Source organism: Eubacterium sp. BIOML-A2 (assembly GCF_009680135.1).
In the GTDB taxonomy this organism is placed as follows: Bacteria; Bacillota; Clostridia; order Lachnospirales; family Lachnospiraceae; genus Faecalicatena; species Faecalicatena contortus_B.
Genome location: NZ_WKZK01000014.1, coordinates 1 through 25,300, shown reverse-complemented (window position 1 = coordinate 25,300; position 25,300 = coordinate 1). Strand labels below are relative to the sequence as shown.

Here is a 25,300-nt window from a genome sequence, read left to right as displayed (position 1 = left end):
GGCCTGCCCTGGCAGGGACTAAAAAAACCAGCCGGAATCACTATATCTATAGCCAAACCATTGGCTGTAGTGTTATAATGTGAAAAGATTAGCCGGGAAGAAGCGCGTAGCGCCGCAATGACGCCTGGCGTACTTGAATATGAAAAGAATTAGGAGGAATGAGATTAGACATGGGCAAGATAATGTTAACAGGGGACAGACCGACCGGGAGGCTGCATGTGGGACACTATGTCGGTTCATTGAAGCGAAGAGTGGAACTGCAGAATGCAGGCGAGTATGACGATATATTTATTATGATAGCGGATGCGCAGGCACTGACGGATAACGCGGACAATCCGGAGAAGGTACGTCAGAATATTATAGAGGTGGCGCTGGATTATCTGGCATGCGGGCTGGATCCGGAGAAGTCAACGCTGTTTATCCAGTCACAGATACCGGAATTATGCGAATTATCTTTTTATTATATGAACCTGGTTACGGTTTCGCGTCTGCAGCGTAATCCTACGGTAAAATCCGAGATTCAGATGCGGAATTTTGAGGCAAGCATACCAGTCGGTTTCTTTACTTATCCGATCAGCCAGGCCGCTGATATTACAGCGTTTAAGGCAACCACAGTTCCGGTTGGAGAGGATCAGCTTCCGATGCTGGAACAGACAAAGGAGATTGTAAGAAAGTTTAATTCGGTCTATGGCGATACGCTCGTGGAGCCCGATATTCTTCTTCCCGACAATACGGCGTGCCTGAGGCTTCCGGGTACGGACGGAAAGGCAAAGATGAGCAAGTCTTTGAATAACTGCATTTATCTCTCTGAGGAGCCGGATTCAATCAAACAGAAGGTATTTAGTATGTTTACGGATCCCACGCATATTAAAATAGAAGATCCGGGTAAGCTGGAGGGCAATACGGTGTTTACGTATCTGGATGCCTTCTGCAGGCCGGAATATTTTGAGGAATTTCTGCCGGACTATACGGATTTGGATGAACTTAAAGCACATTACCAGAGGGGCGGGCTTGGAGATATGAAGGTGAAGCGTTTCCTGAACGCAGTCCTTCAGGCGGAACTGGAGCCTATCAGAAACAGAAGAAAAGAATACCAGAAAGATATCCCATACGTATATGAGATTCTGAAAAAGGGAAGTGAGAAGGCTGAGAGCGTGGCTGCCGATACTTTGCGTGATGTGAAAGAGGCGATGAAGATTAATTACTTTGAAGACCTGGAGCTGATCAATGCACAGGCAGAGAAGTTCAGGGAGTAACGAAGCGAAGGGGTCCTAATATGCAGGATATAAAGAACTCTGAAGAGTATAAGAGCCTTTGGGCGCGTGCCAACTATGATGATCTGACAAAGGTATTGAACCGCAGGGCGGGCAGGGAACGTCTGATAAGTTTGCTTGAAAAGGCAAGAACTGAGAGCAGGATACTGGTCGTGGCACTGTGTGATGTGAATGACCTGAAACAGATCAATGACAGACACGGGCACCGTGAAGGTGACAATATGCTACGATACGTTGCGATGTCCATGTCCCGGGAACTGAAAGAAAACGATGTTCTTTTCCGGCTGAGCGGGGACGAATTTGCTATGGCATTTTATGATGAAAATGAAAAGAATGCAGAAAAGCGCATGCAGAGGATCCTGGCATATCTTAATGAAAAAAAGAATTCCAGAAAATTAATGTACGAAACGTCTTTTTCCTATGGTCTTGTAGAAATCTATCCGGAAGAATACTATATGGTTGAAGACCTTCTTGAAAAAGCGGACTGCAAAATGTATATACAGAAGAGGAATTATCATATACTGCGTGCGAAGCAGAGGCTGGAGCAGCAGAATGATTCCGGAGTCCGGGAGTTTATATATGACAAGGAGCATCTTTATGATGCACTTATGGAAAGTACAGACGATTATATATTTGTCGGAAACATGAAAACCGGAGTATTTCGTTATCCGCCTGCTATGGTCAGGGAATTCGGGCTTCCAGGGGAAGTGGTGGAGAATGCTGCTGCGTTTTGGGGCGGGAAGATACACCCTTATGATGAACGTCACTTTCTGGAGAGCAATCAGGAGATCGCAGACGGACGGATGGAGTCCCATGATATCGAATACCGCGCCAAAAATGCCAGGGGAGAATGGATCTGGCTTCGCTGCCGCGGCAGGATGATCAGGGACGAGAGAGGGGAACCGAATCTGTTTGCGGGAATGATTACCAATTTGGGGCGCAATCATAAGACTGACCATATGACGGGTCTTTATAACCGGTTCGAATTCGAGGGTGATGCAAAAAAATATATGGTAGATCTGGAGGAAACCGAGTATCTTGGAATTATGCTTCTGGATATGGATGGTTTCCGCAATATCAATGACTTAAATAACCGCTCTTTTGGGGACGCTGTCCTAAAAATAACGGCACAGAAGATTGTCGAATTCCTTCCATCCAATGCGAGAGTGTACCGGATGGATGGAGATGAATTTGCAGTCCTGTTTCTGAATGGAAGCAAGGAGGATGCCATGGAGGTATTCAGCCGGATCCAGAGTCATTTCCAAAAGATTCAGGACTATAAAGGGCGCAAATATTACTGCACGATGTCTGCTGGTTATGCTTCCTATCCGGAGGATTCGGATGACTATCAGGAACTTCTGCAGTACGCAAATTATTCACTGGAATGTTCGAAACTAAAAGGGAAAAACCGGCTTACCGTATTTACGAAGGAGATCCTGGAGAGCAGAGGGAGAAAGCTTGAAATGACGGAACTTCTCAGAGAAAGTATCGAGAGAGGCTTCACCGGGTTTTCTCTGAATTACCAGCCCCAGATTGTCTCCGGGACAAAACAGCTGAGTGGGGCGGAAGCGCTTGCAAGATGGCAGTGTACTGCTTTCGGCGATGTACCGCCGTCAGAGTTTATACGGATCCTGGAGCAGAGCGGACTGATAATCAAGGCCGGAAAATGGGTATTTACAGAGGCAGTCCGTCAGTGTAGTGAATGGATTAAGCGGAAGCCGGATTTTCGAATGAGTATCAATCTTTCGTATCCCCAGATGCTGGAGGAGGATTTTGAGTCCTTTGTGCTTGGAACTCTGGATTCTTTTCATGTACCATATGAAAATATTACCCTGGAAGTTACGGAAACTTACCTGATTGAGCAGGATAGCATTGTACATGATATCATGGGAAGACTGCAGGAAAAAGGGATTCAAACCGCAATGGATGACTTTGGGATGGGGTATTCTTCCCTGTTCGAGCTGAAAAACACGCCTGCAGATATCGTAAAAATAGACAAGGGATTTGTAAACGGGTTGACGACAGACTTGTTTACAGCCACATTTATCCGCTCAATCACAGAGCTATGCCATGACGTTGGAAAAACAGTCTGCCTGGAAGGTGTGAAGACGGTAGAAGATTATAACGTTGCAAAAGAGATTGGGATAGACCTGATACAGGGATACTATTTTAGTAAGGCAGTTCCGCCAGCGGAGTTTGAAGAAGTATTCTTAGAGGAAAGGAATGCTTCTGTAAAAAGAAATTAGAATAATAAAAAACCTGAAAGCAGATGCTTCCAGGTTTTTTAGCGTGCGCGAGAAGATTCGAACTCCCGACCTTCTGGTCCGTAGCCAGACGCTCTATCCAGCTGAGCTACGCGCACATACTGAAACTATTTCGTTCACAGCAGATATTAGTATATAATAAAAACACGGGCTTGTCAATAGGTTTATGAAATAAAAATAGATTGATCAAAAGAACTCGCTGAGAATTGTCTGAATTTTATAATATTGTTCTTCTGTAATTAAAATTTTCCCCTTTTTTGAAGATAGCAGGCCCTCTTTATAAAGAGCATCTAATTGCCGGTAAAGCGTACGGAGGCTTATATTTAATATTTGTGCCAGGTTTTCTTTTTTTGTTTTAACAATGACTGGAAAGTGTGAATTTGGACAATATTGATAAAGCTGGAGTAAAAGTTTATCCCTGGTATTGTTTAAAAGTAAGCCGTCATTTTCCGTTAAAACCTGATTAATGAAAGAAGAGAGATATTGGATATTTATCCATCCGAATATAGGATCTGCTAATAGTTCATCTATGTATTTTTGGTTTGTAATACGGATATAGGCACAGGAAGTAATACAGCGTATGGTTGCCGTATGTTTTGTAAGCGTGGGATGTACGGCTTCAAAAAGTCCATAGATTTGTATAGGCCCTGCGGCAATAGATTTCAACATTTTACCGGAAGGACTGTATTTTTCCGTACAACAATAACCATCTAGAAGAAGGTAGATATTATTTGATGGCATTTCGTTCGAAATAAGCAGATCGTTTTTATCTGCATAGTCAATTTTTAAATGTTCATTGTCTAATATTTCTATAAATTCTTTACTTAGTGGATAGCGATACTCTGGAGATGTAACATACTGAATAATTTTTCGGAAATTCACCGACATTTTTTGTTCCTTTCTACCAAAAAGGTGACAGATGGCATTTTTTTAAAGTGTCTGTAATGATATCATATTTTCAGATAAGGCGCAACCAGTAAAATGAACCGGCCTCACATTAGTATTTTAATATTGGAGGAGGAAAGAATATGTTAAATATTACGAATCTAAAAAAGGATGTTGAATCAGTGATTACGAATGGAGCTCTCACACATGAGCAGGCTATGATAAACTTATCCGCAATTCCTTTAAACTATGTGGAGTTTTTTGAAACCACAAAAGAGTTTCGCGAGCTTTACGAGGCAGGATGTCTGTGTACTATGACAGAAGGAAATGTTACGTATCAACCCAGATATGCACTTCCTGACTATGAAAAATTAATGCGGGAGGGATGTAAGTTTCTGAGGCTGGACCCTCCAAAATGTTTGTTTGATGCGATCCAGACACTGGAAATGTTTTACCGTCATATTCCGTCTGTTACGCATTATCCGGTGTATTTAGGGTCTGTTGATAAACTTTTGGAACCGTTTATGGATGACGAGCATGCATATGACCTGATCAGAAGTTTTTTGATTTTTTTAGACCGCTCGATTCCAGATTCCTATTGCCATATGAATCTGGGTCCCGAAGCTACCAGAGCGGGTGAAATGATCATCGAAATTGAAACCGAACTGAAAAATGCAATTCCATCTATTACATTGCTCTATGATTCTGATATAACGCCTGATGATTTTGCAGAAAAATGTGTGATTTGTGCGTTGAATTGTGCAAAACCAAGTTTTGCAAATCATAAGGAGTATAGTAAATTATATGATGTGCCATATGGTATTGCAAGCTGCTATAATGCACTTCCTGTTTCCGGGGGCTCCTATACTTTATCACGAATTGTTCTCAGCAGACTGTCAGAGAGGGCCAAGGATAGTGAACATTTTGTAAGTGAATTGTTGCCGCATGCAGTGAAGGTATTATGTGAATATATTGAACAAAAAATTGAGTTTTTAGTGGAAAAGAGCCATTTCTTTAAATCTAATTTTCTTGTAAAAGAAGGATTTTTAAAAGTAGAAAATTTTACAGGTATGTTTGGTGTTGTGGGAATGAATGAATGCGTCAACATACTGATGGAGAAGGAAGGGCGGTCAGATAAGTATGGTTACAGTGAATATGCAGATCAGTTGGCGGTTAATATATTGGAAAAAATGAAAGAATGTGTGAATTCTTTTAAAAGCAAATATTGTGACTGCACAGATCATCATTTTACAATGCATGCACAAGTAGGGATTGACAGTGATTATGATATCAGCCCAGGAGCAAGGATTGCAATTGGTTCTGAACTTCCGCTGCATGAACATCTTAAACATTGCGGCAGGGTGCATCCTTACTTCACGTCGGGTGTCGGGGATATCTTTCCGTTTGATGCTACAGCACAGAGAAATCCTGATGCAATCCTGGATATGATAAAAGGAGGATTCTCTCAGGGAATGAGATACTTTTCTACCTATTCATCTGACAGCGATGTGATACGAATTACCGGGTATCTGGTAAAAAAATCAGACGTTGCAAAATTGGATGCAGGAATTGCTGTTCCGCAGGCAAACGCTATGTGGGGATACTATGAGGTGAAAAACAGTAAGATTTATGAGAGAAAGGTGCGAAATTTATAATGGCTGTTGTGAATAAAATCATACATAGCAGTGTGGTGGATGGGCCGGGGAACAGGGTTGCGATATTCATTCAAGGGTGTAACTATAAATGTGTTTACTGTCATAATCCGGAAACTATAGCAAAATGTATAGGATGTGGACTCTGTATAGAACATTGCCCTGCCGGAGCATTGCGTTTGGAGAGTGGAACTGTGCAGTGGAATGAAATGCTTTGTTGTGAGTGTGATACCTGTGTCCGTGTTTGTCCGCATCTGTCATCGCCAAGAACAAAGAATTATACCGCAAGGCAGATAATGGAGGAAATAAGAGGTGATATACCTTTTATCCGGGGAATAACAACATCAGGAGGGGAGTGTTCCCTGCAGAGAGATTTTATCGTTGAGTTGTTTAAGCTGGCAAAAGAACAGGGACTTACTACATTGGCAGACAGTAATGGCAGTTATGATTATACTCAGGATGAGAAGCTTTTACAGGTTTGCGATGGTGTGATGCTGGATATAAAAGCATTTGACCCGGATGCTCATATTAAGCTGACGGGAACGGATAATAAAATGGTTTTAAAAAATGCAGTATTTTTAGCAAAACATGAAAAGCTGGAAGAAATTCGTACGGTAATCGTACCGGAGTACCTGCCAAATGAAGATACGGTGGATAGGATCACAAACTTGTTAAGACCATATTTAAAGAGACGAGATATCCGATATAAGCTTATAGCATATAGGCCGTTTGGGGTTCGTGCACCTTACAGGGAAGAACTGAGATCTCCCGATCCTTCGGAGATGCAGTACTATAAAGAGATCGCGTTAAGAAATGGGTTTCATGATATTGTAATAATCTGATATTCTCACAAAAGAAAGGAGACATACTATGATGAAAATTTGTATCGATTGCGACCCGGGAGTAGATGATTCACTGGCAATATTATTTGCGCTATCCCGGCCGGATATCGAAATTGTGGGAATAACAACAAGTGCTGGGAATGTAACTGCAAAGCAGGGAGCCGAGAATACATTAAGGATTCTAAAACTGGCAGGAATGGAGGGGAGAATACCAGTCTGCATTGGTGCGGAGAGTCCGCTGGAAGGGAAATGCGGAGAATTCCCGGATTTCATACATGGAAGAAATGGGATTGGAAATGTTGAGTTACCTGAAGCAGAGCAGAAGCCAATAGAAATGGATGTTTGTGATTTCCTGTATCAAAAGGCATGCGAATATGATGGGGAAATGATATTAATTACATTGGGACGTATGACAAATATTGCCATGGTATTGTCAAAATATCCGGACTTTTATAAAAAAATCAAGCGGGTTGTTTCTATGGGGGGAACCCTGCATGCACCAGGAAATGTGTCACCGGTAGTGGAAGCAAATATAGGAGGGGATCCGGAGGCAGCAGATATTGTAGTACAGACTCCATGGAACTTAACAATGGTCGGCTTGGATGTCACTTTAAAGACAATTCTGAGAAAGACAGATTTCGATCAGGCACTTGTGAGCTGCAGAAAAGAATGCAAAGAGCTGCTGTCTTTCTTACAACAGGAAATGAAGTGGTATATGCAGGGCGCTCACCGACAAAATTGGATGCGGGAGTGCTGCCCGCTTCATGATCCATTGGCAATGGTTGTTGCGGTGGACCCCGCCCTTGTTAGCACACAAAAACGAATTACGAGGATTGAGTGTGAGGGAAAGTATTGTCGAGGTATGGTTGTGACAGATTTAAGAGAGCAGCCGATAACAGGGAGATATGTTGAACATTGCATAAATGTAGATTCAGAAAAAGTACTTAATACATTATTTGCAGCTTTTCAGTAAATCTTAGGAAATGAGGCGTGATACAGTAAAGGAGAAAGTATATGAAAAAGGTAGTATCGTTTTTATTAACACTTATTATGGTATTTGGTCTAATGGGATGTTCGGGTTCGGATAAAGAGCAGAAAAAAGAGGACACAAATGCATCGGGAAGTAAGAATACGAATCTAAAGGTCGCTGTCATATTGGGAATAGGAGGTCTTGGAGATCAATCTTATAATGATCAGGTTTATAGTGGACTAGAGCGTGCGAAAGAAGAATTAGGAGTAGATTTTGACTATGCAGAGCCCAAAGAAGTTACAGATTTTGAAACGATTCTTAGAGATATGAGTAATTCTGGTGAGTATGCAGTCATTATTGGAATTGCTTTCGATCAATTGGATGCTTTTACAATGGTTGTACCAGACTATCCTGATCAGCAGTACGCACTCATTGATGCGACTCTTCTTGAAGAAAATGTGGCAAGCTATGCAAGCAAGGAGCAGGAGGGCGCATTTCTTGTAGGTGCGCTTGCAGCTTATATGAAACAGGATGCGGCGTCCTATAATTTGGAGGATAATCACAAGTATGGGTTTATCGGCGCAATGGAGTCAGAAACAATTGACCGGTTTGCCGCAGGCTATCAAGCCGGCGTTAAATATGTAGATTCAGATGCCGATGTGGCCATACAATATGTAGGCGGAGATAATCCTTTTGGGGATACTACAACAGCTAAGGAAATTGCAGGCAGCCAGTATGCGAAAGGATATGATATTATTTTCCATGCTGCGGGAGGATCAGGTCTTGGAGTGTTTGCAGCTGCAAAAGAGTCTGATTTTATTGCAATCGGTGTTAATTCAAATCAAAATACAGTAGATCCAGATCATATAGTTGCAAGTATGCTTAAGCGAGTAGACAATGCAGCATATGACATTGTAGAATCTACAGTGAATGGCAATCTAAAAGTTGGTGAAGAGACTGTACTGGGGCTGTCTGATGAAGGAATTGGTTATACTTTAGAGGGGAGCAATATAAAGGTTCCGGATGAAATTGTAGAGCAGTTAGAAACAATTAAATCGCAGATTATTAGTGGGGATATCGAAGTACCATCAGAGTTGTAAAAATAAGAAAAGAAGATGTTTTGTATCGGGGAACATCTTCTTTTTTATAAGAGAATAGTTGAGGTGACAACGGTGTTAGCTGTAGAAATGAGAAATATTACAAAACGTTTTGGGAGTTTCACTGCAAACGACCAGATCAACTTTTTGGTAGAAAAAGGGGAGATACACTGTCTGCTTGGAGAAAACGGTGCGGGGAAAACAACTCTCATGAATATACTGTTTGGTTTATATAAGGCAGATAAAGGATCTCTGAAAATAAATGGAAAAGATATTGTAAAGCATTCGGCAAAGAAGGCATTCGAATGTGGACTTGGCATGGTGCATCAGCATTTCATGCTCGTAGATGCACTGACAGTGTGGGAAAATGTAGTGGTAGGGAATGAACCGGGCAGATTTGCGATTGACAGAAAGACAAGCATTCAGCAGGTACAGCAAATTTCAGATTGTTATAATTTTGGACTAAATGTAGAAGATAAAGTCTCAGATTTGTCTATCGGTATGAAACAGCGTGTTGAAATATTGAAAACACTTTATCGAGGGGCAGAAATTATTATTTTAGATGAACCGACTGCTGTGCTTACACCACAGGAGGTGGAACAGCTGCTGGACATTTTTCGGGACATAAAAAGACAGGGAAAGACCATTATATTTATTACACACAAATTAAATGAAACAAAAGCAGTCTCGGACTCTGTTACAGTTTTGCGAGGGGGCAAGTCAGTATATAGTGCTGCCACAAAAGAGGTGACTATAAAGGCTCTTGCGAACAGAATGGTCGGACATGAGGTGACTTTTAACCTGAAACGGCTTCCGAATGATATTGGGGAGGCAGTCGTTTCTATCAATCAAGTACGTATTTTAGAAAATGCTCAGGAGACAGTATCTTTTGATATTCATGCGGGAGAGATTTTGGGAATTGCTGGTGTAGAGGGAAATGGCCAGATGCAGCTAGAAGAAATTTTGATGGGATTTCAAAAATGTAAAGAGGGATCCATAGTAATCAAAGGGGAGGACGTAACAAAATGGTCCACTAGAAAACGCTTAGAGAAGGGGATCAGTTATATCCCATCGGAAAGGCATCAAAGGGCTATATTATCTAATTTTTCAATTTTAGACAATTATTTATTAGGAAATCAATTTAATAAAAAGTTTGTAAAAAAGGAACTAATTAATTATACATACTTAAATAAGATGGCCTCAGCATCAATGAAAAAATATGATGTGCGTGCTGTAGACGAAAAACAGGCCGTTGGTTCTTTATCAGGCGGAAATCAACAGAAAATGGTCCTAAGCCGTGAAGTGGAAAAAAATTCAGATTTTGTGCTTGTTTGCCAACCGGTACGTGGACTGGACATAGGTGCTATTCATTATATTCATGAAATATTATTAGAATTAAGAAAACAAGGAAAAGCTATTTTATTAATTTCTGCAGAGCTGACAGATATTTTTCAGCTCAGTGATAGAATAGCAGTATTATACAAAGGTGAAGTGATGGCTCTGAAAAAAAATGAAGAATTTACAAAAGAGGCCATAGGTCTTTTGATGGCTGGACAGAAAGGCGGGAAATAAATGGGGGTGAAGGGGAAAAGAACAAGTTATATAATGCTGCCTGAACTGCAAAATTTATTGCTGTCAGCTATTGCAATTATTTTATCATTATTCATAACTGCTGTTATTATGTTAGCTTCTGGGTATCACCCGTTTGAGGCTTTTCGGGCATTACTTGATGGCGCTTTTGGCTCCAGAAATTCGATGGCTACAACGTTGGGCAAAACCATACCGTTAGTGTTTGTAGGATTGGCATGTGCATATTCCAATAGGGGGGGACTGTTTAATATTGGCTGTGAAGGACAGCTGTATATTGGAGGACTTGCGGCAACAGTCACAGCATTGCAAATGCAGGGAATGCCCAGGGCTCTGGTATTAGCAGCAGCTTTTGTTACGGGGATGTTAGCAGGCGGGCTTGCTGGCGGGGTGACTGGATTCTTAAAAGCAAAATTGAATATCAATGAGGTCTTGGTAGCCATTATGCTGAATTATATTTTAAAGTTTTTTGCCAGTTATTGTGTGCATGGCCCTATACAGGATCCAAAGTCCAGCGTTGCACAGACTGCTGCGATTGGGGATAAATATATGCTTACAAAATTAGTGCCTAAGTCCCAATTAACTACTGCATTTTTGATCGGAATCCTATTGGCTGTCTTATTATATCTCTTTTTTAGTAAAACAAGGGCGGGTTTCAATATCAGGGCAGTTGGAGAGAATGGTACAGCAGCCCAGGCATCTGGCATTGGAATGATAAAGACAGTGATCATGACAATGGCCGTGAGTGGCGCGTTGGCTGCACTGACAGGTATTACAGAAGTATTTGGAAAAACAGGGAAATTTGTGGATGGCTTTTCTCCGGGTTATGGCTTCACTGGTATTGCAGTAGCAGTGTTAGGAAGAAATCATCCTGTAGGAGTTCTATTGAGCGCACTATTGTTTGGGATCATGGAGTCCGGGGCAATGAAAATGAGCTACATAGCAGGGGTATCTACCAGTATGATCAAGGTAATGCAAGGGCTGGTGATCCTGTTTGTAGCAACGCCTGAACTTGTTTCTTTCATAAAGGGAAAGGGGGCAAAATAGGTGGATAATTTGGAACATCTCATTTCTATGAATATGCTGTTAGTGACGTTGAGAATGGCAATTCCGCTTATTCTGGCTTCCATAGGAAGTGTAATCTGTGAACGCAGCGGGATCATAAATCTTGGTATTGAAGGTATGATGCTGGCTGGTGCGTTAGGTGCGGTAATCGGAACTTCTGTATTTCAATCACCCTGGATGGGGACCTTAGCTGCTATCATGATGGGGGGAGTGTTTGGCCTGATCCATGCGGTTTTTTGTATCCGATACCATACAAATCAAGCCGTAAGTGGTGTGGGGATTAATATTTTTGCTTCTGGATTGACAATTGTTCTATGCAAAGCAATTTGGGACAAAGAAGGATTGAGTGGAGAAGTTGCGCAGATTCCAACTGTGACGGTTCCTTTTTTACATAAGATTCCAGTGATCGGTCCACTATTTAAAGAACAGTCCCCGTATTTGTATATCACTATATTGATCGTAGCCATTTCGTGGTATGTGATGTATCGTACAAAAGTGGGCCTGCGCCTTCGTACAATAGGAGATCATCCGAAAGCGGCGTCTACTGCAGGAGTGGACGTTACGAAATATCGGTATATTGCAGTTATAGTATGCGGAATGTTATGCGGTCTATCCGGTTCCTATTTGTCTATCGTGCAAAGCAATCTTTTTGTAAAAGAGATGGTTGCGGGAAGAGGATACATTGCCCTTGCAGCAACGATTTTTGGAGGCTGGAATCCACTGGGATCTTTTTGGGCAAGTCTGTTGTTTGCATTCTCACAAGCACTTAGAATTACGCTTGATCTGGATATACCGGAACAATTTCTACAAATGTTTCCATACCTGCTGACAATGCTTGTACTGATCCTTGCAGGTGGAAAAGCGAAGGGGCCACAGGCTTCTGGTGACATCAAAGACTAGAGGGTGAGGAATATGGAAAAGGAAAGTATTCTTATTAAAAATATAAAATATCTTGTTACATGCGATGAGAATGACCAGGTATATTCTCATGTGAATATGTATATAGAAAAAGGAAAAATTTCTTATATTGGTTCAGAGGGCAGAAAGGCAAAAACAATAATTGATGGAACAAACTTTGTGGTTTATCCGGGGCTGATCAATACACATCATCATTTGTATCAGATATTTAGCCGTAATCTTCCGGAGGTTCAGCGCATGGAGTTGTTTCCGTGGCTGCGATATTTATACGGAATATGGAAAAATATAGATGAAAAAATAGTATATTATGCCACACTAGTTGGGGCTGGTGAACTGATGAAAAATGGCTGCACGACTTGCTTTGATCATCATTATGTATTTCCGGAAAATGGGGGACATCTGATTGAAAGTCAATTTGAGGCGGCAAATAAGCTGGGAATTCGATTTCATGCATCAAGGGGAAGTATGGATCTCAGTCAAAAGGACGGTGGACTTCCACCGGACGCGGTTGTGCAGACAACCTCAGAAATTATGAAGGATTCTCAGAAACTAATTGAGCGGTATCATGACATTTCAGAAGGGTCTATGCGTCAGATTGCGTTAGCGCCCTGTTCTCCGTTCAGCGTTTCAGAAGATCTAATGAAAGAGTCTCAGCAGCTTGCAAGAGACTTTGGCGTGCGCCTTCATACACATTTGGCAGAAACACAGGAAGAAGAATGTTATATGCTGGAAAAAATGGGGATGAGACCATTAGAGTATATGGAAAAACTGAATTGGCTGGGACCAGATGTATGGTTTGCACATGGAATTCATTTTAATGACAGGGAACTGGAATTGTTAAAATCAACAGATACCGGGATTGCACATTGTCCGATTTCAAATATGAAATTATCATCAGGAGTTGCCCGGATTCCTGAGATGCTCCGTATTGGAGTCCGAGTTGGCCTTGCGGTTGACGGCAGTGCCAGTAATGATGGATCTAACCTCTTAGAGGAAATGAGGGCAGCATATCTGCTGCATAGACTGCAGGCAAGCTCTGATGCACCAGATGGATATGAGATTCTGAAAATGGCAACTAGAGGTGGCGCAGAGATTCTTGGTCGTAAAGATATCGGGAGTCTTGAAATTGGAAAGCAGGCAGACTGTTTTATGATCGACACACGGAAATTGGAGTTAGTTGGAGCGATGGAAGATGCGAAATCCATGCTTGCTACAGTAGGGTATAAACAGCCGGTCGATTATACAATTGTAGCAGGTAAAATAACTGTAAGCGAGGGAAAGCTGACTGCTTTGGAAGAAGGCCGGTTAATTGAGGAGGCAAATCAAGTTTCGAAAAATTATTTGTGTAATTAACATATTTTTTACAGCGGAACTCATGTGGAAATGTATGGCTGTGCGGGGAATGATGCAAATTAAAAAAAAGGAGGTAAATGAAAGTGCTTCATTTCCTCCTCTTTTTCTGTTATATATTCTATACAGCTTTTATATTGGCCTGAACAGATGGCGTGGGATTCCGTCTACAACGATCGGGGAGACATCGCCCTGTATGAGCGGACGCACGTAGTTGAGGAATTCCTGGGTTACGTAGGTGCCCTCTTTGTTTACCCAGTTTCTCGGGACGAGCTTTTCATCGTTTGCTATTTTGTGTACGTCCTTGACCTCTGTGCCGCTCTGATATGGGTCATCGGAGAGGCGCTGCAGGACGACCATTTTGCCGGAGTCGCCTTCATCTGCAGCTTTTACCGCCGCACCGCCTACCTGATACGCTTCCAGGATGTCCACGCGGGAGGCACAGTGGGATGCGGAACGCTGCAGGCTGCTCAGTTCTATTGTACGGGTCTTGCAGCCGACCTCACCTGCGATATAGCTGGCAAGATAGTTGGCTGTACCGGAGAGCTGTTTGTGGCCGAATGCATCTACAAAATCAATGCTCTGTCCCAGCTCGCACACATAACGGTTGTCCTTGAGCCGGATACCTTCGGAAACGGCAATGACAACAGAGGGTTTCTTGGCGAGCAGTTCACGGACCTTGGCGCCGAATGTCTCAATGTCAAAAGGCAGCTCCGGGAGATAGATCAGATCCGGACCTGCGCAGTCCTCGCCTTTTGCAAGCGCAGAAGCGCCTGTCAGCCAGCCGGCGTTGCGTCCCATGATCTCTACGATAGATACGAGTCCCTTTTCATATTCCAGGCAGAAGCTGTCGCGGATGATTTCTTTCACGGATGTGCCGATATATTTGGCGGCGCTTCCATAGCCCGGGGTGTGGTCGGTGAGCGCCAGGTCATTATCAATCGTTTTGGGGCAGCCCACAAAGCGGGTGGGATGTCCTGTGACAATGGCGTAGTCGGATAACTTTTTAATAGTATCCATGGAATCATTTCCGCCGATGTAGATGAAAGCTTCGATTTCGAGTTTATCCAGAATCTGAAAAATCTTGTCGTACACTTCCATGTTTTCGTGAATCTCCGGGAGTTTATAACGGCAGGAACCGAGAAAGGCTGCGGGAGTTCTCTTGAGTAATTCCGCATCCAGTTCTGTTTGAATAAAATCCGCCATATCTATATATCTTTCCTGCAGCAGGCCTTGAATCCCGTGCAGCATTCCGAATACTTTTTTGGCTCCGCGGTCCTTGGCCGTGCGGTATACTCCTGCGAGGCTAGAATTAATTGCTGCTGTTGGTCCGCCGGACTGGCCGACGATTACATTTCCTTTCATGTCTGTTACCTCCGTCTCTCGATTATAGTAGTTTTCGTTTCCTGATAAAGAAAACGATTTATATCCATTTTAGTGCATAATGACTAATTTGTAAACGAAAAAATATAATAAGTTGTGGAAATGTGCAAAATAATGTAACGGTTCAGACAGGTCTGCGCATTTACTGCGCAGACCGTACGAAAACATGGTGGTCGCAGGCATCCAGCTCTTCGACGCAGGCGAATTTCAATGTGCTGGATGCGTAACTGTTCAGATTTGTCTGAACTGTTCAAATAATTATGAAGATTAGGACTGCGGATTGTGGAATGTCCGGATTTATCAAGTCATTCTATGTACAGAATGCCCTGAAAATGCTATAATATTGGACAAAGTGAGAAAAGTCCGCATAAAAAGGACTTATATTTAGGAGGATAACAAATGCATCAGTATGACTATCTGGTAGTGGGGGCAGGTCTGTACGGCGCTGTGATGGCCCACGAACTGAATAAAAGCGGAAAGAAGTGCCTTGTGATTGACAGACGTGACCACATAGCAGGAAATATTTACTGCGAAGACATAGAAGGGATTCACGTACACAAATATGGAGCACATATTTTCCACACATCCAATAAAAAAGTGTGGGAATATATGAACCAGTTTGCGGAATTTAATCATTATATTAACTCTCCCATTGCAGTTTACAAAGATGAGCTGTACAACCTGCCTTTTAACATGAACACATTCAGCAAGATGTGGGGGATCCGGACTCCGCAGGAAGCGAAAGACATGATCGCAAAGCAGGTTGCGGAGACAAATATTACAGAACCCCGGAATCTGGAGGAGCAGGCCTTGTCTCTGGGCGGGCGCGATGTCTATGAGAAGCTGATCAAGGGATATACGGAAAAGCAGTGGGGGAGAGACTGCCGGGATCTTCCGGCATTTATTATCAAAAGACTGCCGTTTCGATACACCTATGATAATAATTATTTCAACGACAGGTACCAGGGGATTCCGATGGGGGGCTATACGGCAGTTGTTGAGAAGATGCTGGAAGGAATTGAAGTCAGGACAGGCACAGACTTTTTTACTTTTAGAAAAGAAAACCCGGATATTGCTAAGACCATTATTTTTACCGGTATGATAGATGAATATTTTGAGTACAGACTCGGGGCGCTGGAATACCGTTCTGTGCGTTTTGAGACAGAGGTGCTGGACTGTGACAACTACCAGGGCAATGCGGTGGTGAATTATACAGAGCGGGAAGTTCCCTATACCAGAATCATAGAACACAAGCATTTTGAATTCGGCAAACAGGAAAAGACTGTGATCTCCAGAGAGTACTCCTCAGAATGGTCTGTAGGAATGGATCCTTATTATCCGGTTAATGACGAAAAGAATAACAGTCTGTTTGAACAGTACAAAGAGCTGGCGGCCCGGGAGAAGAATGTGATATTCGGAGGGCGGCTTGGAGATTACAAGTATTATGACATGGACAAGGTTGTGGAAGCGGCCTTAAACAGACTAGAAGAAATGTAAGGGCAGGCGGATAAGATGAATGATAAGAAGACAAGCCTGTGGCAGCAGATTACCAGATTTGCGGTGGTCGGGGGAAGCGCGTTTCTCATCGATTACGGGATTATGATTTTATTGACGGAACTGTGCGGGATTAATTATCTGATTTCCAGTGCGGTATCGTTTACGATCTCTGTGATCTACAATTATCTGCTGAGTGTCCACTGGGTATTCAATGTCACAGGAAACAGAAGCCAAAAGCAGGATTTTGTGGTATTTATCATCCTGAGTATAGTCGGGCTGGGGATAAATCAGTTAATCATGTGGATCTGTGTTGATAAACTGGGGATATTCTATATGATTTCCAAGATCGGCGCAACTGCTATTGTAATGGTATATAATTTTATCACCAGAAAGATATTTCTGGAGAACGGAAAAGAAGAGTAGAGGGTAAAAATGCAGGCACAATAGTGCTTGCATTTTTTGTGCAGATCAAGTAAGATACTAGTATTCTGATAGGTCTGATTTTACATTTCAAAGTTTGTTTCACCATCGGTTCTGATAAGTATCTCAATCAAGAAAAAGCTGCAGAAAGGAGTATGATTGATTAAAGAAAGAAAATATGAGGTTATCAAGTTTGTAGAGCATAACGGAAAATGCCGCATTGTCATGGACTGCATTCCTGGCAGGCTGTTGGTATATAGGATGCAGGATACAGACGGGCCTGCAAAGGATGAGGTATTCAGATGGTTTGGAATGCTGGCAGGGGAACTGGAAAAGTACCACAGAAGCAAAAGGGATCAGTGCTACCGGTATCTGAATCCATACAGCGTCCTTGTAACAGCTGAAAATAAAATTTTTCTGCTGGACCTGAGTGCGGAAAGCAATGGATTTGTCCTGCAGAATATGCAGAAGCCGGCTATGCGTGAGCATTTTGTAAAACCGGTCATCCATATCAAAGAGAATACCAGGCTTTCTATGGATCTGTATAGTCTGGGAAAAACCATGCAGTTTATACTGGCCCGCGCAGAGCCGGTGATCACTCTTTCAAGAAGGGAAGAATACCTTCTGTCTGGAATCATTGAAAAATGTCTCGGCGAAAACCCGAAGAAAAAATATGTTAATCTGAAAGAAGTTCTGAAAGAATTACCCAAAGTGAGCAGTAAAAAATATGAGATACAAAAAAAGCAGAAAAAAAGTGTGCTTATTATAGCAGCCATTGTAGTGCTTTTGACGGCAGTATGGGCTGGCAAAGCGCTTGCATGTAAAGATACTGTGGAAGAATCCGGAAGGGAGGCTATAGAAGAGCCGATATATAGGTAAGGGGGAAAGTGGTGGTAAAACAGATATATCAGAAAAGTCTCCTTAAAAAGGGAGGATGCCGGGTAGTCGCTTTTGCGGCTCCCGGCATGTATTATGAAAAAGTTTATTCAAATAGTATTGCACCTGTTATCGAATGTCAGTATCAAATGTTTTGTTCTTCATTTGATATATTTAGTATATTCAAAAGAAATGAAGAAAGCATGAGTAGAAAATGAAAGTTTTTTTAATGATAAATGAACAAACTATGAACAAACAGAAGGGGCAGTTGTGATTCTGCCCCGGTCTTAGTTCTATTAGGAATTTTTACGGCCAGATTGCTCTTGCCTTTTTCGCATCTACTACACGTTTTACTGCAATCAGGTAAGCGCCTGTGCGAAGCGTTGTATGCTGCTGTTCTGCGATATTCCATACGGCTTCAAATGCGGGATCCATAATGTTTTTCAGCTTCTCGTTAACCGTTTCTTCTGTCCAGCTTACGGACTGGATATTCTGTACCCATTCAAAGTAAGAAACTACAACACCGCCGGCGTTTGCGAGGATATCCGGAACAATGACAATCCCTTTGGCATTCAATGTTTCGTCTGCTTCCGCGGCGATTGGCCCGTTGGCCGCCTCTACGATGATGTTTGCTTTGATCCGGTCTGCATTAGAGGCGTTGATCTGGTTCTCCAGTGCAGCCGGTATCAGAACTTTGACATCCAGTTCAAGCAGTTCTTCGTTGGTAATGCGGCTCATTCCTTCTTCATTGTAATCTTTCAGCAGATTTCTGCGGTCTTTGGACAGGTACTCGAGGATAGCCGGGACATTCAGGCCGTCCTCCTTGTAGATTCCGCCGGATACGTCGCTGACAGCCACTATTTTCATGCCTTCCTTGTAAAGTAGTTTTGCGGTTATGCTTCCCACATTCCCCATTCCCTGGATCGCCGCGGTGGCTCCGTTTGGATCCTGGCCCAGCTTTTTGAGAATGTTTTTGGTGGTGAACATTACGCCGCGCCCTGTCGCCTCGTTACGCCCAAGCGCACCGCCGAGCTCGATTGGCTTTCCGGTGACAACGCCGTGTACACAGTGTCCCTTTAACATGCTGTAGGTGTCCATCATCCAGCCCATAACGGCTGCGTTAGTTCCTACATCCGGAGCAGGAATGTCCTGTTCCGGTCCGATCAGCGGGGCGATAGCGGCGGTAAATCTTCTCGTGATGGCACGGATTTCATTTTCGGATAACTTGTTCGGGTCACAGACAACTCCGCCCTTTCCGCCGCCGTATGGGATATTGACAACAGCACATTTGAAAGTCATCCAGGCTGCCAGTGCTTTTACTTCATCCAGGTTTACGGCCGGATGAAAACGGATTCCGCCTTTGGCAGGTCCTCTGGAAGTAGAGTGCTGGATGCGGTAGCCCTCAAAAACATGGGTGGTTCCGTCATCCATCCGTACCGGAATGGCTACCTTTAACTCCCTTTCGGGATATTTGATTGCTTCGATGTCGCTGTCTGAATATCCCAGAATGTCGGCCGCTTCTTTTACTACTTTTAATACGTTGTCATAAGGATTATACTGTCCCATAATGATTCTCCTTTTCATGAACTAAAATTTAATCTGGTTTCATTATTTTTTCGATTACGGCAATCTTTACGCAGATGGTGAAGATGTCCATTGCTTTTTCCAGCTCCTCAATGACAGGATAGGTTGGGGCAATACGGATGTTGCTGTCCTTCGGATCCTTTCCGTACGGATATGTGGCCCCTGCTCCTGTCAGTGTAACGCCTGCAGCCCTGGCCAGTTCTACCGTGCGTTTGGCACAGCCCGGGAGTGTATCCAAGGATACAAAGTACCCTCCTTTTGGCGTGCTCCAGGATGCAAGGCCGGTTCCTGACAGGTTCTGATCCAGCTTATCCAGCACCATATCAAATTTAGGCCTTAATTCTTCCGCCAGCTTTTTCATATGGATTTTAATATTTTCGGGTGTTTTGAAAAAACGGACATGCCGCAGCTGGTTTAGTTTATCATGTCCGATGGTCTGTGCCGACATATGCTCTTTTAGTTCTTTTATGTTTTCCGGGCCGGAAGCGATTAGTGAGATTCCTGCGCCGGGGAAGCTGATTTTGGAGGTGGAGAAGAAATAGTACGCTCTTTCCGGGTGTCCGGCATCCTTACAAGCTTTTAATATATCTTTCAAGGGGACTTCTTCATAAATATGATGTATGCCATAAGCGTTGTCCCAGAAAATCCGGAAGTCATCTGCTGCAGTTTCCATAGAAGCAAGCTGATCTACAACGTGATCGCTGTAGCAAACGCCCTGTGGATTCGAGTGGAGCGGCACACACCAGATTCCTTTGATGGAGGCATCTTTGCGTACCAGATCCATCACAATGTCCATGTCCGGCCCGTCTTCTTTCAACGGTACGGATATCATCTCGATATCTAGCTCCTCACAGATCTTGAAGTGGCGGTCATAACCGGGAACCGGGCAGAGAAATTTCACCGGAGTGCCATTATATTTCTGCCAGACCCAGGGTTTGCAGCCGCCGGTTCCGAACAGACACAGGAAGCTGAGTGTATCAAACATCAGGTTGAGGCTGGCATTTCCACCGATTATCATCTGATCAGGGTTCAGGCCAAGCAGCTCTCCAAAGAGCTGTCTGCACTCAGGAATCCCTTCTAAGATACCGTAATTTCTGGCATCGGTACCGTCGGCCAGGGTATAGTTTTCCATTTTGTTAAGCAGTTCATTGCTCAGGTCCAGCTGGGCGGCTGCAGGCTTGCCTCTCGCCATGTTCAGATTCAGGTTCTGCGCCCGGGCTTCCTGATACTGAATCTGCAGGTCCTTCAGTAAAGCGTTCAGGTCTTCGCTTGAATAGTCTGTGATTGCTTTCATTAATGTCCTCCTTGTGCGGTGTTTCTTTTCTTGATTTTATTATAGAAATAGCATAGAATAAAAACAAATATTTATATTTATATAGTTAATATAACTAAATGCTTATGAGGATGGGGGAATGGTATGTTCAGCGGAATGAACTATGTGTATGAAGTATATAAAGAAAGAAGCTTTTCAAAGGCTGCGGAGAACCTGTATATATCCCAGCCGGCACTCAGCGCCATGATTAAAAAGGTGGAAAACAAAGTGGGAATGCCTCTTTTTGACAGGAGCACCAACCCGATCCAGCTGACAGACTGCGGGAAACGGTACATAAAAACGGCTGAAAAAATCATGGATCTGGAAGATGAGTTCGCCTACTATGTGGGAAATCTGCACGAACTCAAGACCGGGCATCTTTCTGTGGGAGGTACATACCTATTCTCCTCATTTATATTTCCACCTATTATCTCCAGATTCCGTGATACTTATCCCAATGTAAAGGTAAGCCTTTTCGAGGGGCACACGCCGCTTCTGGAGCAGAAGCTTTTTGCAGGGGAACTGGATATTATTATTGATAACTATCTGTTGGATGAATCTATTTATGAAAAGAAAATCTTCATGGAAGAGCACCTGCTGCTGGCGGTCCCGGCTTCTTTTGACAGTAATAAAAGGGCGACAAAATACCGGCTGAGCGTGGATGATGTGAGGGGAAATGTCCATCTGCAGCCGCAGTTTCCCGGCGTTCCGCTGAAAAAATTCAAGGATGATCCCTTTATCGTACTGCGGGCCCACAATGATACAAGAGAGCGGGTGGAGGCTATCTGCCGGAGGGCGGGAGTGCAGCTGAACTATTCCTTAAAGCTGAACCAGCTTCTGACCACCTACCATCTGACGGAATTTGGAATGGGCGCCTCTTTTGTCAGCGATACGGTTGTAAAGAGCCTGCCGCCGGACGCGGACATCATCTATTATAAAATAGATGATCCGGAAGCAGTCCGGGAGGTCTATCTGTATTACCGCAAGAATAAATATCTGACAAGATGCATGACTGAATTCATGAAAATGGCGCTGCCGGGGATAAAGATCGGGGCGGAGCAGGCTGCAGAATAATTATAACCATTTGCTTATACCTGCTATAATCTGAAATGATTTGCTATTTTGCCCGGTATAATTTACACTTAGTTTAAGACAAGAATTGATGTGCCGGTAAACAAGGAAGCACAGAGCATCGCGGAAAGGGGGAGTTCTTATATGAATATATGGAAAGAACTGCTTGGCAGGGAAGAGATGACAGAGGAAGAGAAGAAAACGGTATGCAACAGCCTTATGACAAAGGAAGCGCGGATGGAACGGCTGATATTAAAACATTTTTCTACAGAGGATTTCAGAAAGGTGTGGGAGCGCAGAATCGGAGAGGGGCTGATCGGAGGGAAGGCATGCGGGCTTTTAGTGGCACGGAAGCTGATCAAAGTGCGTCTGCCCGAATTCAAAGACTACATAGAACCGCACAATTCTTTTTTTATAGGTTCGGATGTGTTCTGCAAGTATCTGGAACTGAATGACTGCATGGAACTCCGGGAAAAGCACCGTCGGGAGAAAGAACATTTTCAGGAGGCTGAGGAGCTGAAAAAAAGGCTGTTAAACGGTGTATTTCCGGAAGCAATACGGGAAGAACTGAAGAAAGTCCTGCAGCATTACGGAACTACACCGATCATTGTGCGTTCCAGCAGTTTTTTGGAGGACGGCTATGGGAATGCCTTTTCCGGAAAATATGAATCTATTTTCTGCATGAATCAGGGCTGCGAAGAGGCGCGTCTTGAGGAACTGGAGAATGCGGTGCGCCAGGTGTATGCCAGCACAATGAATCCGTCCGCGATTGAATATAGAAGAAAGCGGAAGCTGCTCGATGTGGATGAGCAGATGGCCCTCCTGGTTCAGAAGGTAGAAGGAGAAAGGTATGGCGATCTGTATTTTCCGGTGGCTGCGGGGATGGGATGTTCCTACAACCCTTATAAATGGATGGAACATATGAATCCGGATGCGGGAATGCTGCGCATTGTGATGGGGCTTGGAACCAGAGCGGTGGAGAGGACGCCGGGGGATTACCCTCGTCTTGTGGGCATGGACCGGGCGCAGGCGAATATCCGGACAACGATTGCAGACCGGCACAAGTTTTCCCAGCGCCAGGTAGATGTACTGGATCTCTCCGGGGAGGGACTGTGTACGAAAATGCTGGAAGCGGTCATTCCCAGTCTGACAGACTGGCAGAAGAAGCTGGTCTTAAGCAGGGACAGCGATGCGGAATATATATTGTCCCAGAGGCGGCAGTTCAGAAAGGTATACTTTGCAGACTGCCAGGGTCTGGTTGAGAATAATGATTTTATAAAGATGATGAGGAAGATTCTGAAGATGCTGGAGACAGAATATGAGAGGCCGGTGGATGTGGAATTTGCCGTCAGAAGTCCCGGGGAGGGGGTCTGGAAGGTGAATCTTCTACAGTGCCGTCCGCTGCAGGTTGCTGCGTCCGAGCAGGTTGAGATACCGGAAGGGCTTGATGATGAACTATTATTTGATGTGCGCCGGACTTCTATGAGGCGCTCGAAGAAAGAGGCGCTGGACTGCATTGTCTGGGTGGATCCGCAGGCATATTATGAGTATCCTTATACGAAAAAGCCCGATGTGGGAAGAATGATCAGCGGCATTAACCAGCATTACGAGGAGGAAGATAAAAAGCTTATGCTTCTTGTGCCTGGCCGGATCGGAACCTCATCCCCGGAACTGGGTGTGCCGGTTGTCTATGCAGATATCAGCCAGTTCATTGCCATATGCGAAGTGGCATACAGTAAGGCGGGCTACCGGCCGGAGCTTTCCTATGGAAGCCATATGTTCCAGGACCTAGTGGAGGCGGACGTTTATTATGGGGCAATTAACGAGAACAGCAAAACCAGGCTGTACCAGCCGGAATTACTGAATCATTTCCCAAATGTATTTTCTAAGCTTTGGCCAAAGGAAGAGGAGCTGTCGCATATTATAAAAGTGTATGATGTATCGGGAACCGGCACCAGCCTGCTTTTGGATGCAAAAGAAGGCAGGGCAGTCTGCCGGCTCGGTAAAAACAGCAGATAACGGCCGGAGAGGTGCGGCAGTCAACGGGAGGGCTCTCCTGCGGCGCTCCCCGGTTCCGGCCCTTCCGCTGTGTGTCTGACCGGGGAAACACCGCCCTTGAGATGATCCATGTTTTCCTGACAGACGGCGAGGAACTGCCGGCTGCTGGGGGCAAAAAAACTGTTTTTCATCCAGGCGAAGTTGAAGAGATGGAAGGATGAAAAATTATGAATATGTATCTGGCTGAGCCGCCCGGCATCGATATCATCCTGTACGACAAAACGGTAGATAAATGAGATTCCAATGTCCTCCATGATCAGTTTTTTGACAGCATTGATGGTTCCGATCTCCACATAGGAGCGGAAGGTATTGATGTCCTGGTTATGCGCATGCAGAATTTTGATCAGGTTGCGGTGGGAGTAGGTGTCATTTTCACGGAATACCAGTCGGTATTTGTTGAGTTCTTCGAACTGCACCGTTTTTCCGGCAAGGGGATGCCTGGGGGAACAGACGCAGATTGTCTCTGACTCAAAGAGCTCTGCGCTTTCATATTCGTCCGGGGGGCAGTAGATATCCGTAATGCAGAAGTGGATACGTCCGCTCTGCAGCTGTGTCAGCAGTGCATCGGCTTCGCCGAGATACATGCTGACTTTTTTATTGGGAAAGCGTTTGAGATATTCGGCTACCATGTGAGGAACCAGGGATTCCCCTGTTGTCGTAATTGTACCGATTCTGATCTCCTCCGGTTCCTTCGGATCTGCCTTAAGACGGTCCGCGATCTGCTGTGAATCAGACTGTACCGTTTGTGCAAATGCACGCAGAAGCTTTCCGTGTTCTGTGAGGTGCAGGCGGCGTTTATCATCGTAATAAAGCAGTTTGGCCTGGTAATGATTTTCAAGATGCTTGATGTGCTGGGACACCGCGGGCTGCGTAATATTCAGAACACTTGCCGTCTGTGTATAATTTCTTGTCTCGCATAGGACAAGAAAGGTTTCAAGTTTTAAATCTAACATGGTAAAAGTCCTTTCTGGGCGGTATATCAAGAAGTTCTAAAATCGTTACTGTTCTGACCACAGGGTGTAAACAGTGAGCTATAATTTGAACTTATCGGGGTATAAAATAATCTAATTTCATTTTAGTATTTTTATGTGATAAAATCAAGGTACTAACTACATAAGGATTGCGTAAATTTACCTTCGGAAATAATGGTGTAGAGTTCACCCATGATGTACTGATAAAGTATCAGACAATGACT

General features: G+C 43.9%; 20 protein-coding genes and 1 tRNA gene. 15 read left to right on the top strand and 6 right to left on the bottom strand.

Features of this window, described 5'->3' with window-relative positions; genetic code table 11:
* Positions 1–170: 170 nt before the first annotated feature.
* Both trpS and GKG43_RS07210 read left to right on the top strand, forming a co-directional pair.
* Entirely contained in the window at positions 171–1,256 is a 1,086-nt protein-coding gene (gene trpS, locus GKG43_RS07215; protein ID WP_050641795.1) for a tryptophan--tRNA ligase, read from the top strand.
* A gap of 20 nt (positions 1,257–1,276) precedes the next feature.
* Positions 1,277–3,520 carry a diguanylate cyclase gene (locus GKG43_RS07210; protein WP_050641794.1) on the top strand — a complete coding sequence of 748 codons (2,244 nt, stop codon included), beginning with the start codon at positions 1,277–1,279 and terminating at the stop codon, positions 3,518–3,520.
* A gap of 42 nt (positions 3,521–3,562) precedes the next feature.
* Here the strand turns inward: GKG43_RS07210 and GKG43_RS07205 are convergent.
* Together GKG43_RS07205 and GKG43_RS07200 are read right to left on the bottom strand one after the other, a co-directional pair.
* A tRNA-Arg gene (locus tag GKG43_RS07205) sits at positions 3,563–3,636 on the bottom strand.
* 88 nt (positions 3,637–3,724) lie between these two features.
* Positions 3,725–4,426, bottom strand: coding sequence for a Crp/Fnr family transcriptional regulator (locus GKG43_RS07200; RefSeq protein WP_050641793.1), 702 nt, complete (start codon positions 4,424–4,426; stop codon positions 3,725–3,727).
* A 140-nt stretch (positions 4,427–4,566) separates the two neighbouring features.
* Here GKG43_RS07200 and GKG43_RS07195 point away from each other — a divergent pair, with 140 nt between their 5' ends.
* The 8 genes from GKG43_RS07195 (at position 4,567) to GKG43_RS07160 (ending at position 13,907) form a co-directional block, all read left to right on the top strand.
* Positions 4,567–6,078 carry a YjjI family glycine radical enzyme gene (locus tag GKG43_RS07195; RefSeq protein WP_050641792.1) on the top strand — a complete coding sequence of 504 codons (1,512 nt, stop codon included), beginning with the start codon at positions 4,567–4,569 and terminating at the stop codon, positions 6,076–6,078.
* Positions 6,078–6,917 carry a YjjW family glycine radical enzyme activase gene (locus GKG43_RS07190; protein WP_050641791.1) on the top strand — a complete coding sequence of 280 codons (840 nt, stop codon included), beginning with the start codon at positions 6,078–6,080 and terminating at the stop codon, positions 6,915–6,917. Before GKG43_RS07195 ends, GKG43_RS07190 begins: the two co-directional genes overlap by 1 nt.
* A 28-nt stretch (positions 6,918–6,945) precedes the next feature.
* Positions 6,946–7,890: a nucleoside hydrolase gene (locus tag GKG43_RS07185; protein WP_050641790.1), complete on the top strand. Its 945-nt coding sequence runs from the start codon at positions 6,946–6,948 to the stop codon at positions 7,888–7,890.
* Positions 7,891–7,931: 41 nt separating this feature from the next.
* The gene (locus GKG43_RS07180; protein ID WP_050641789.1) at positions 7,932–8,987 is read left to right on the top strand and encodes a BMP family ABC transporter substrate-binding protein; all 1,056 of its coding nucleotides are present in this window, start codon (positions 7,932–7,934) and stop codon (positions 8,985–8,987) included.
* A gap of 72 nt (positions 8,988–9,059) precedes the next feature.
* The gene (locus GKG43_RS07175; RefSeq protein WP_050642739.1) at positions 9,060–10,556 is read left to right on the top strand and encodes an ABC transporter ATP-binding protein; all 1,497 of its coding nucleotides are present in this window, start codon (positions 9,060–9,062) and stop codon (positions 10,554–10,556) included.
* The gene (locus GKG43_RS07170) at positions 10,557–11,618 is read left to right on the top strand and encodes an ABC transporter permease (RefSeq protein ID WP_083486973.1); all 1,062 of its coding nucleotides are present in this window, start codon (positions 10,557–10,559) and stop codon (positions 11,616–11,618) included.
* Entirely contained in the window at positions 11,619–12,536 is a 918-nt protein-coding gene (locus tag GKG43_RS07165) for an ABC transporter permease (protein ID WP_242857483.1), read from the top strand. It abuts the gene before it with no gap.
* 12 nt (positions 12,537–12,548) lie between these two features.
* Positions 12,549–13,907: an 8-oxoguanine deaminase gene (locus GKG43_RS07160; RefSeq protein ID WP_055149923.1), complete on the top strand. Its 1,359-nt coding sequence runs from the start codon at positions 12,549–12,551 to the stop codon at positions 13,905–13,907.
* A gap of 129 nt (positions 13,908–14,036) precedes the next feature.
* On the opposite strand, the gene GKG43_RS07155 is transcribed toward GKG43_RS07160, so the two are convergent.
* Positions 14,037–15,269, bottom strand: a complete 1,233-nt coding sequence (locus tag GKG43_RS07155; protein WP_050641787.1) for a 6-phosphofructokinase — start codon at positions 15,267–15,269, stop codon at positions 14,037–14,039.
* A gap of 417 nt (positions 15,270–15,686) precedes the next feature.
* Here GKG43_RS07155 and glf point away from each other — a divergent pair, with 417 nt between their 5' ends.
* The 3 genes from glf (at position 15,687) to GKG43_RS07140 (ending at position 18,083) form a co-directional block, all read left to right on the top strand.
* Positions 15,687–16,784 (top strand): UDP-galactopyranose mutase, encoded by a 1,098-nt coding sequence (gene glf / locus GKG43_RS07150; RefSeq protein ID WP_055149926.1) that lies wholly within the window; start codon positions 15,687–15,689, stop codon positions 16,782–16,784.
* 15 nt (positions 16,785–16,799) lie between these two features.
* Complete coding sequence (locus tag GKG43_RS07145; RefSeq protein WP_050641785.1) at positions 16,800–17,207, top strand: GtrA family protein; 408 nt, start codon at positions 16,800–16,802, stop codon at positions 17,205–17,207.
* A 156-nt stretch (positions 17,208–17,363) separates the two neighbouring features.
* A complete protein-coding gene (locus GKG43_RS07140) occupies positions 17,364–18,083 on the top strand; it encodes a hypothetical protein (protein ID WP_055149930.1) in 720 nt (239 codons plus the stop codon).
* 303 nt (positions 18,084–18,386) lie between these two features.
* Here the strand turns inward: GKG43_RS07140 and GKG43_RS07135 are convergent, their stop codons facing one another.
* Positions 18,387–19,646, bottom strand: a complete 1,260-nt coding sequence (locus tag GKG43_RS07135; RefSeq protein WP_050641782.1) for a Glu/Leu/Phe/Val dehydrogenase — start codon at positions 19,644–19,646, stop codon at positions 18,387–18,389.
* Positions 19,647–19,674: 28 nt separating this feature from the next.
* Entirely contained in the window at positions 19,675–20,958 is a 1,284-nt protein-coding gene (locus tag GKG43_RS07130) for an aminotransferase (protein WP_129878908.1), read from the bottom strand.
* A gap of 123 nt (positions 20,959–21,081) precedes the next feature.
* Here GKG43_RS07130 and GKG43_RS07125 point away from each other — a divergent pair, with 123 nt between their 5' ends.
* Together GKG43_RS07125 and GKG43_RS07120 are read left to right on the top strand one after the other, a co-directional pair.
* Positions 21,082–22,050 (top strand): LysR family transcriptional regulator, encoded by a 969-nt coding sequence (locus GKG43_RS07125; protein WP_055149933.1) that lies wholly within the window; start codon positions 21,082–21,084, stop codon positions 22,048–22,050.
* 141 nt (positions 22,051–22,191) lie between these two features.
* Positions 22,192–24,066: a PEP/pyruvate-binding domain-containing protein gene (locus tag GKG43_RS07120; protein WP_129878907.1), complete on the top strand. Its 1,875-nt coding sequence runs from the start codon at positions 22,192–22,194 to the stop codon at positions 24,064–24,066.
* A 20-nt stretch (positions 24,067–24,086) separates the two neighbouring features.
* On the opposite strand, the gene GKG43_RS07115 is transcribed toward GKG43_RS07120, so the two are convergent.
* Positions 24,087–25,058, bottom strand: coding sequence for a LysR family transcriptional regulator (locus tag GKG43_RS07115; RefSeq protein ID WP_129878906.1), 972 nt, complete (start codon positions 25,056–25,058; stop codon positions 24,087–24,089).
* Positions 25,059–25,300 lie beyond the last annotated feature (242 nt).

Coding starts and splice junctions, on each gene's coding strand:
- trpS (WP_050641795.1), top strand. CDS start 171: ATGGGCAAGATAATGTTAACAGGGGACAGACCGACCGGGAGGCTGCAT.
- GKG43_RS07210 (WP_050641794.1), top strand. CDS start 1,277: ATGCAGGATATAAAGAACTCTGAAGAGTATAAGAGCCTTTGGGCGCGT.
- GKG43_RS07200 (WP_050641793.1), bottom strand. CDS start 4,426: ATGTCGGTGAATTTCCGAAAAATTATTCAGTATGTTACATCTCCAGAG.
- GKG43_RS07195 (WP_050641792.1), top strand. CDS start 4,567: ATGTTAAATATTACGAATCTAAAAAAGGATGTTGAATCAGTGATTACG.
- GKG43_RS07190 (WP_050641791.1), top strand. CDS start 6,078: ATGGCTGTTGTGAATAAAATCATACATAGCAGTGTGGTGGATGGGCCG.
- GKG43_RS07185 (WP_050641790.1), top strand. CDS start 6,946: ATGATGAAAATTTGTATCGATTGCGACCCGGGAGTAGATGATTCACTG.
- GKG43_RS07180 (WP_050641789.1), top strand. CDS start 7,932: ATGAAAAAGGTAGTATCGTTTTTATTAACACTTATTATGGTATTTGGT.
- GKG43_RS07170 (WP_083486973.1), top strand. CDS start 10,557: ATGGGGGTGAAGGGGAAAAGAACAAGTTATATAATGCTGCCTGAACTG.
- GKG43_RS07160 (WP_055149923.1), top strand. CDS start 12,549: ATGGAAAAGGAAAGTATTCTTATTAAAAATATAAAATATCTTGTTACA.
- GKG43_RS07155 (WP_050641787.1), bottom strand. CDS start 15,269: ATGAAAGGAAATGTAATCGTCGGCCAGTCCGGCGGACCAACAGCAGCA.
- glf (WP_055149926.1), top strand. CDS start 15,687: ATGCATCAGTATGACTATCTGGTAGTGGGGGCAGGTCTGTACGGCGCT.
- GKG43_RS07145 (WP_050641785.1), top strand. CDS start 16,800: ATGAATGATAAGAAGACAAGCCTGTGGCAGCAGATTACCAGATTTGCG.
- GKG43_RS07135 (WP_050641782.1), bottom strand. CDS start 19,646: ATGGGACAGTATAATCCTTATGACAACGTATTAAAAGTAGTAAAAGAA.
- GKG43_RS07130 (WP_129878908.1), bottom strand. CDS start 20,958: ATGAAAGCAATCACAGACTATTCAAGCGAAGACCTGAACGCTTTACTG.
- GKG43_RS07125 (WP_055149933.1), top strand. CDS start 21,082: ATGTTCAGCGGAATGAACTATGTGTATGAAGTATATAAAGAAAGAAGC.
- GKG43_RS07120 (WP_129878907.1), top strand. CDS start 22,192: ATGAATATATGGAAAGAACTGCTTGGCAGGGAAGAGATGACAGAGGAA.
- GKG43_RS07115 (WP_129878906.1), bottom strand. CDS start 25,058: ATGTTAGATTTAAAACTTGAAACCTTTCTTGTCCTATGCGAGACAAGA.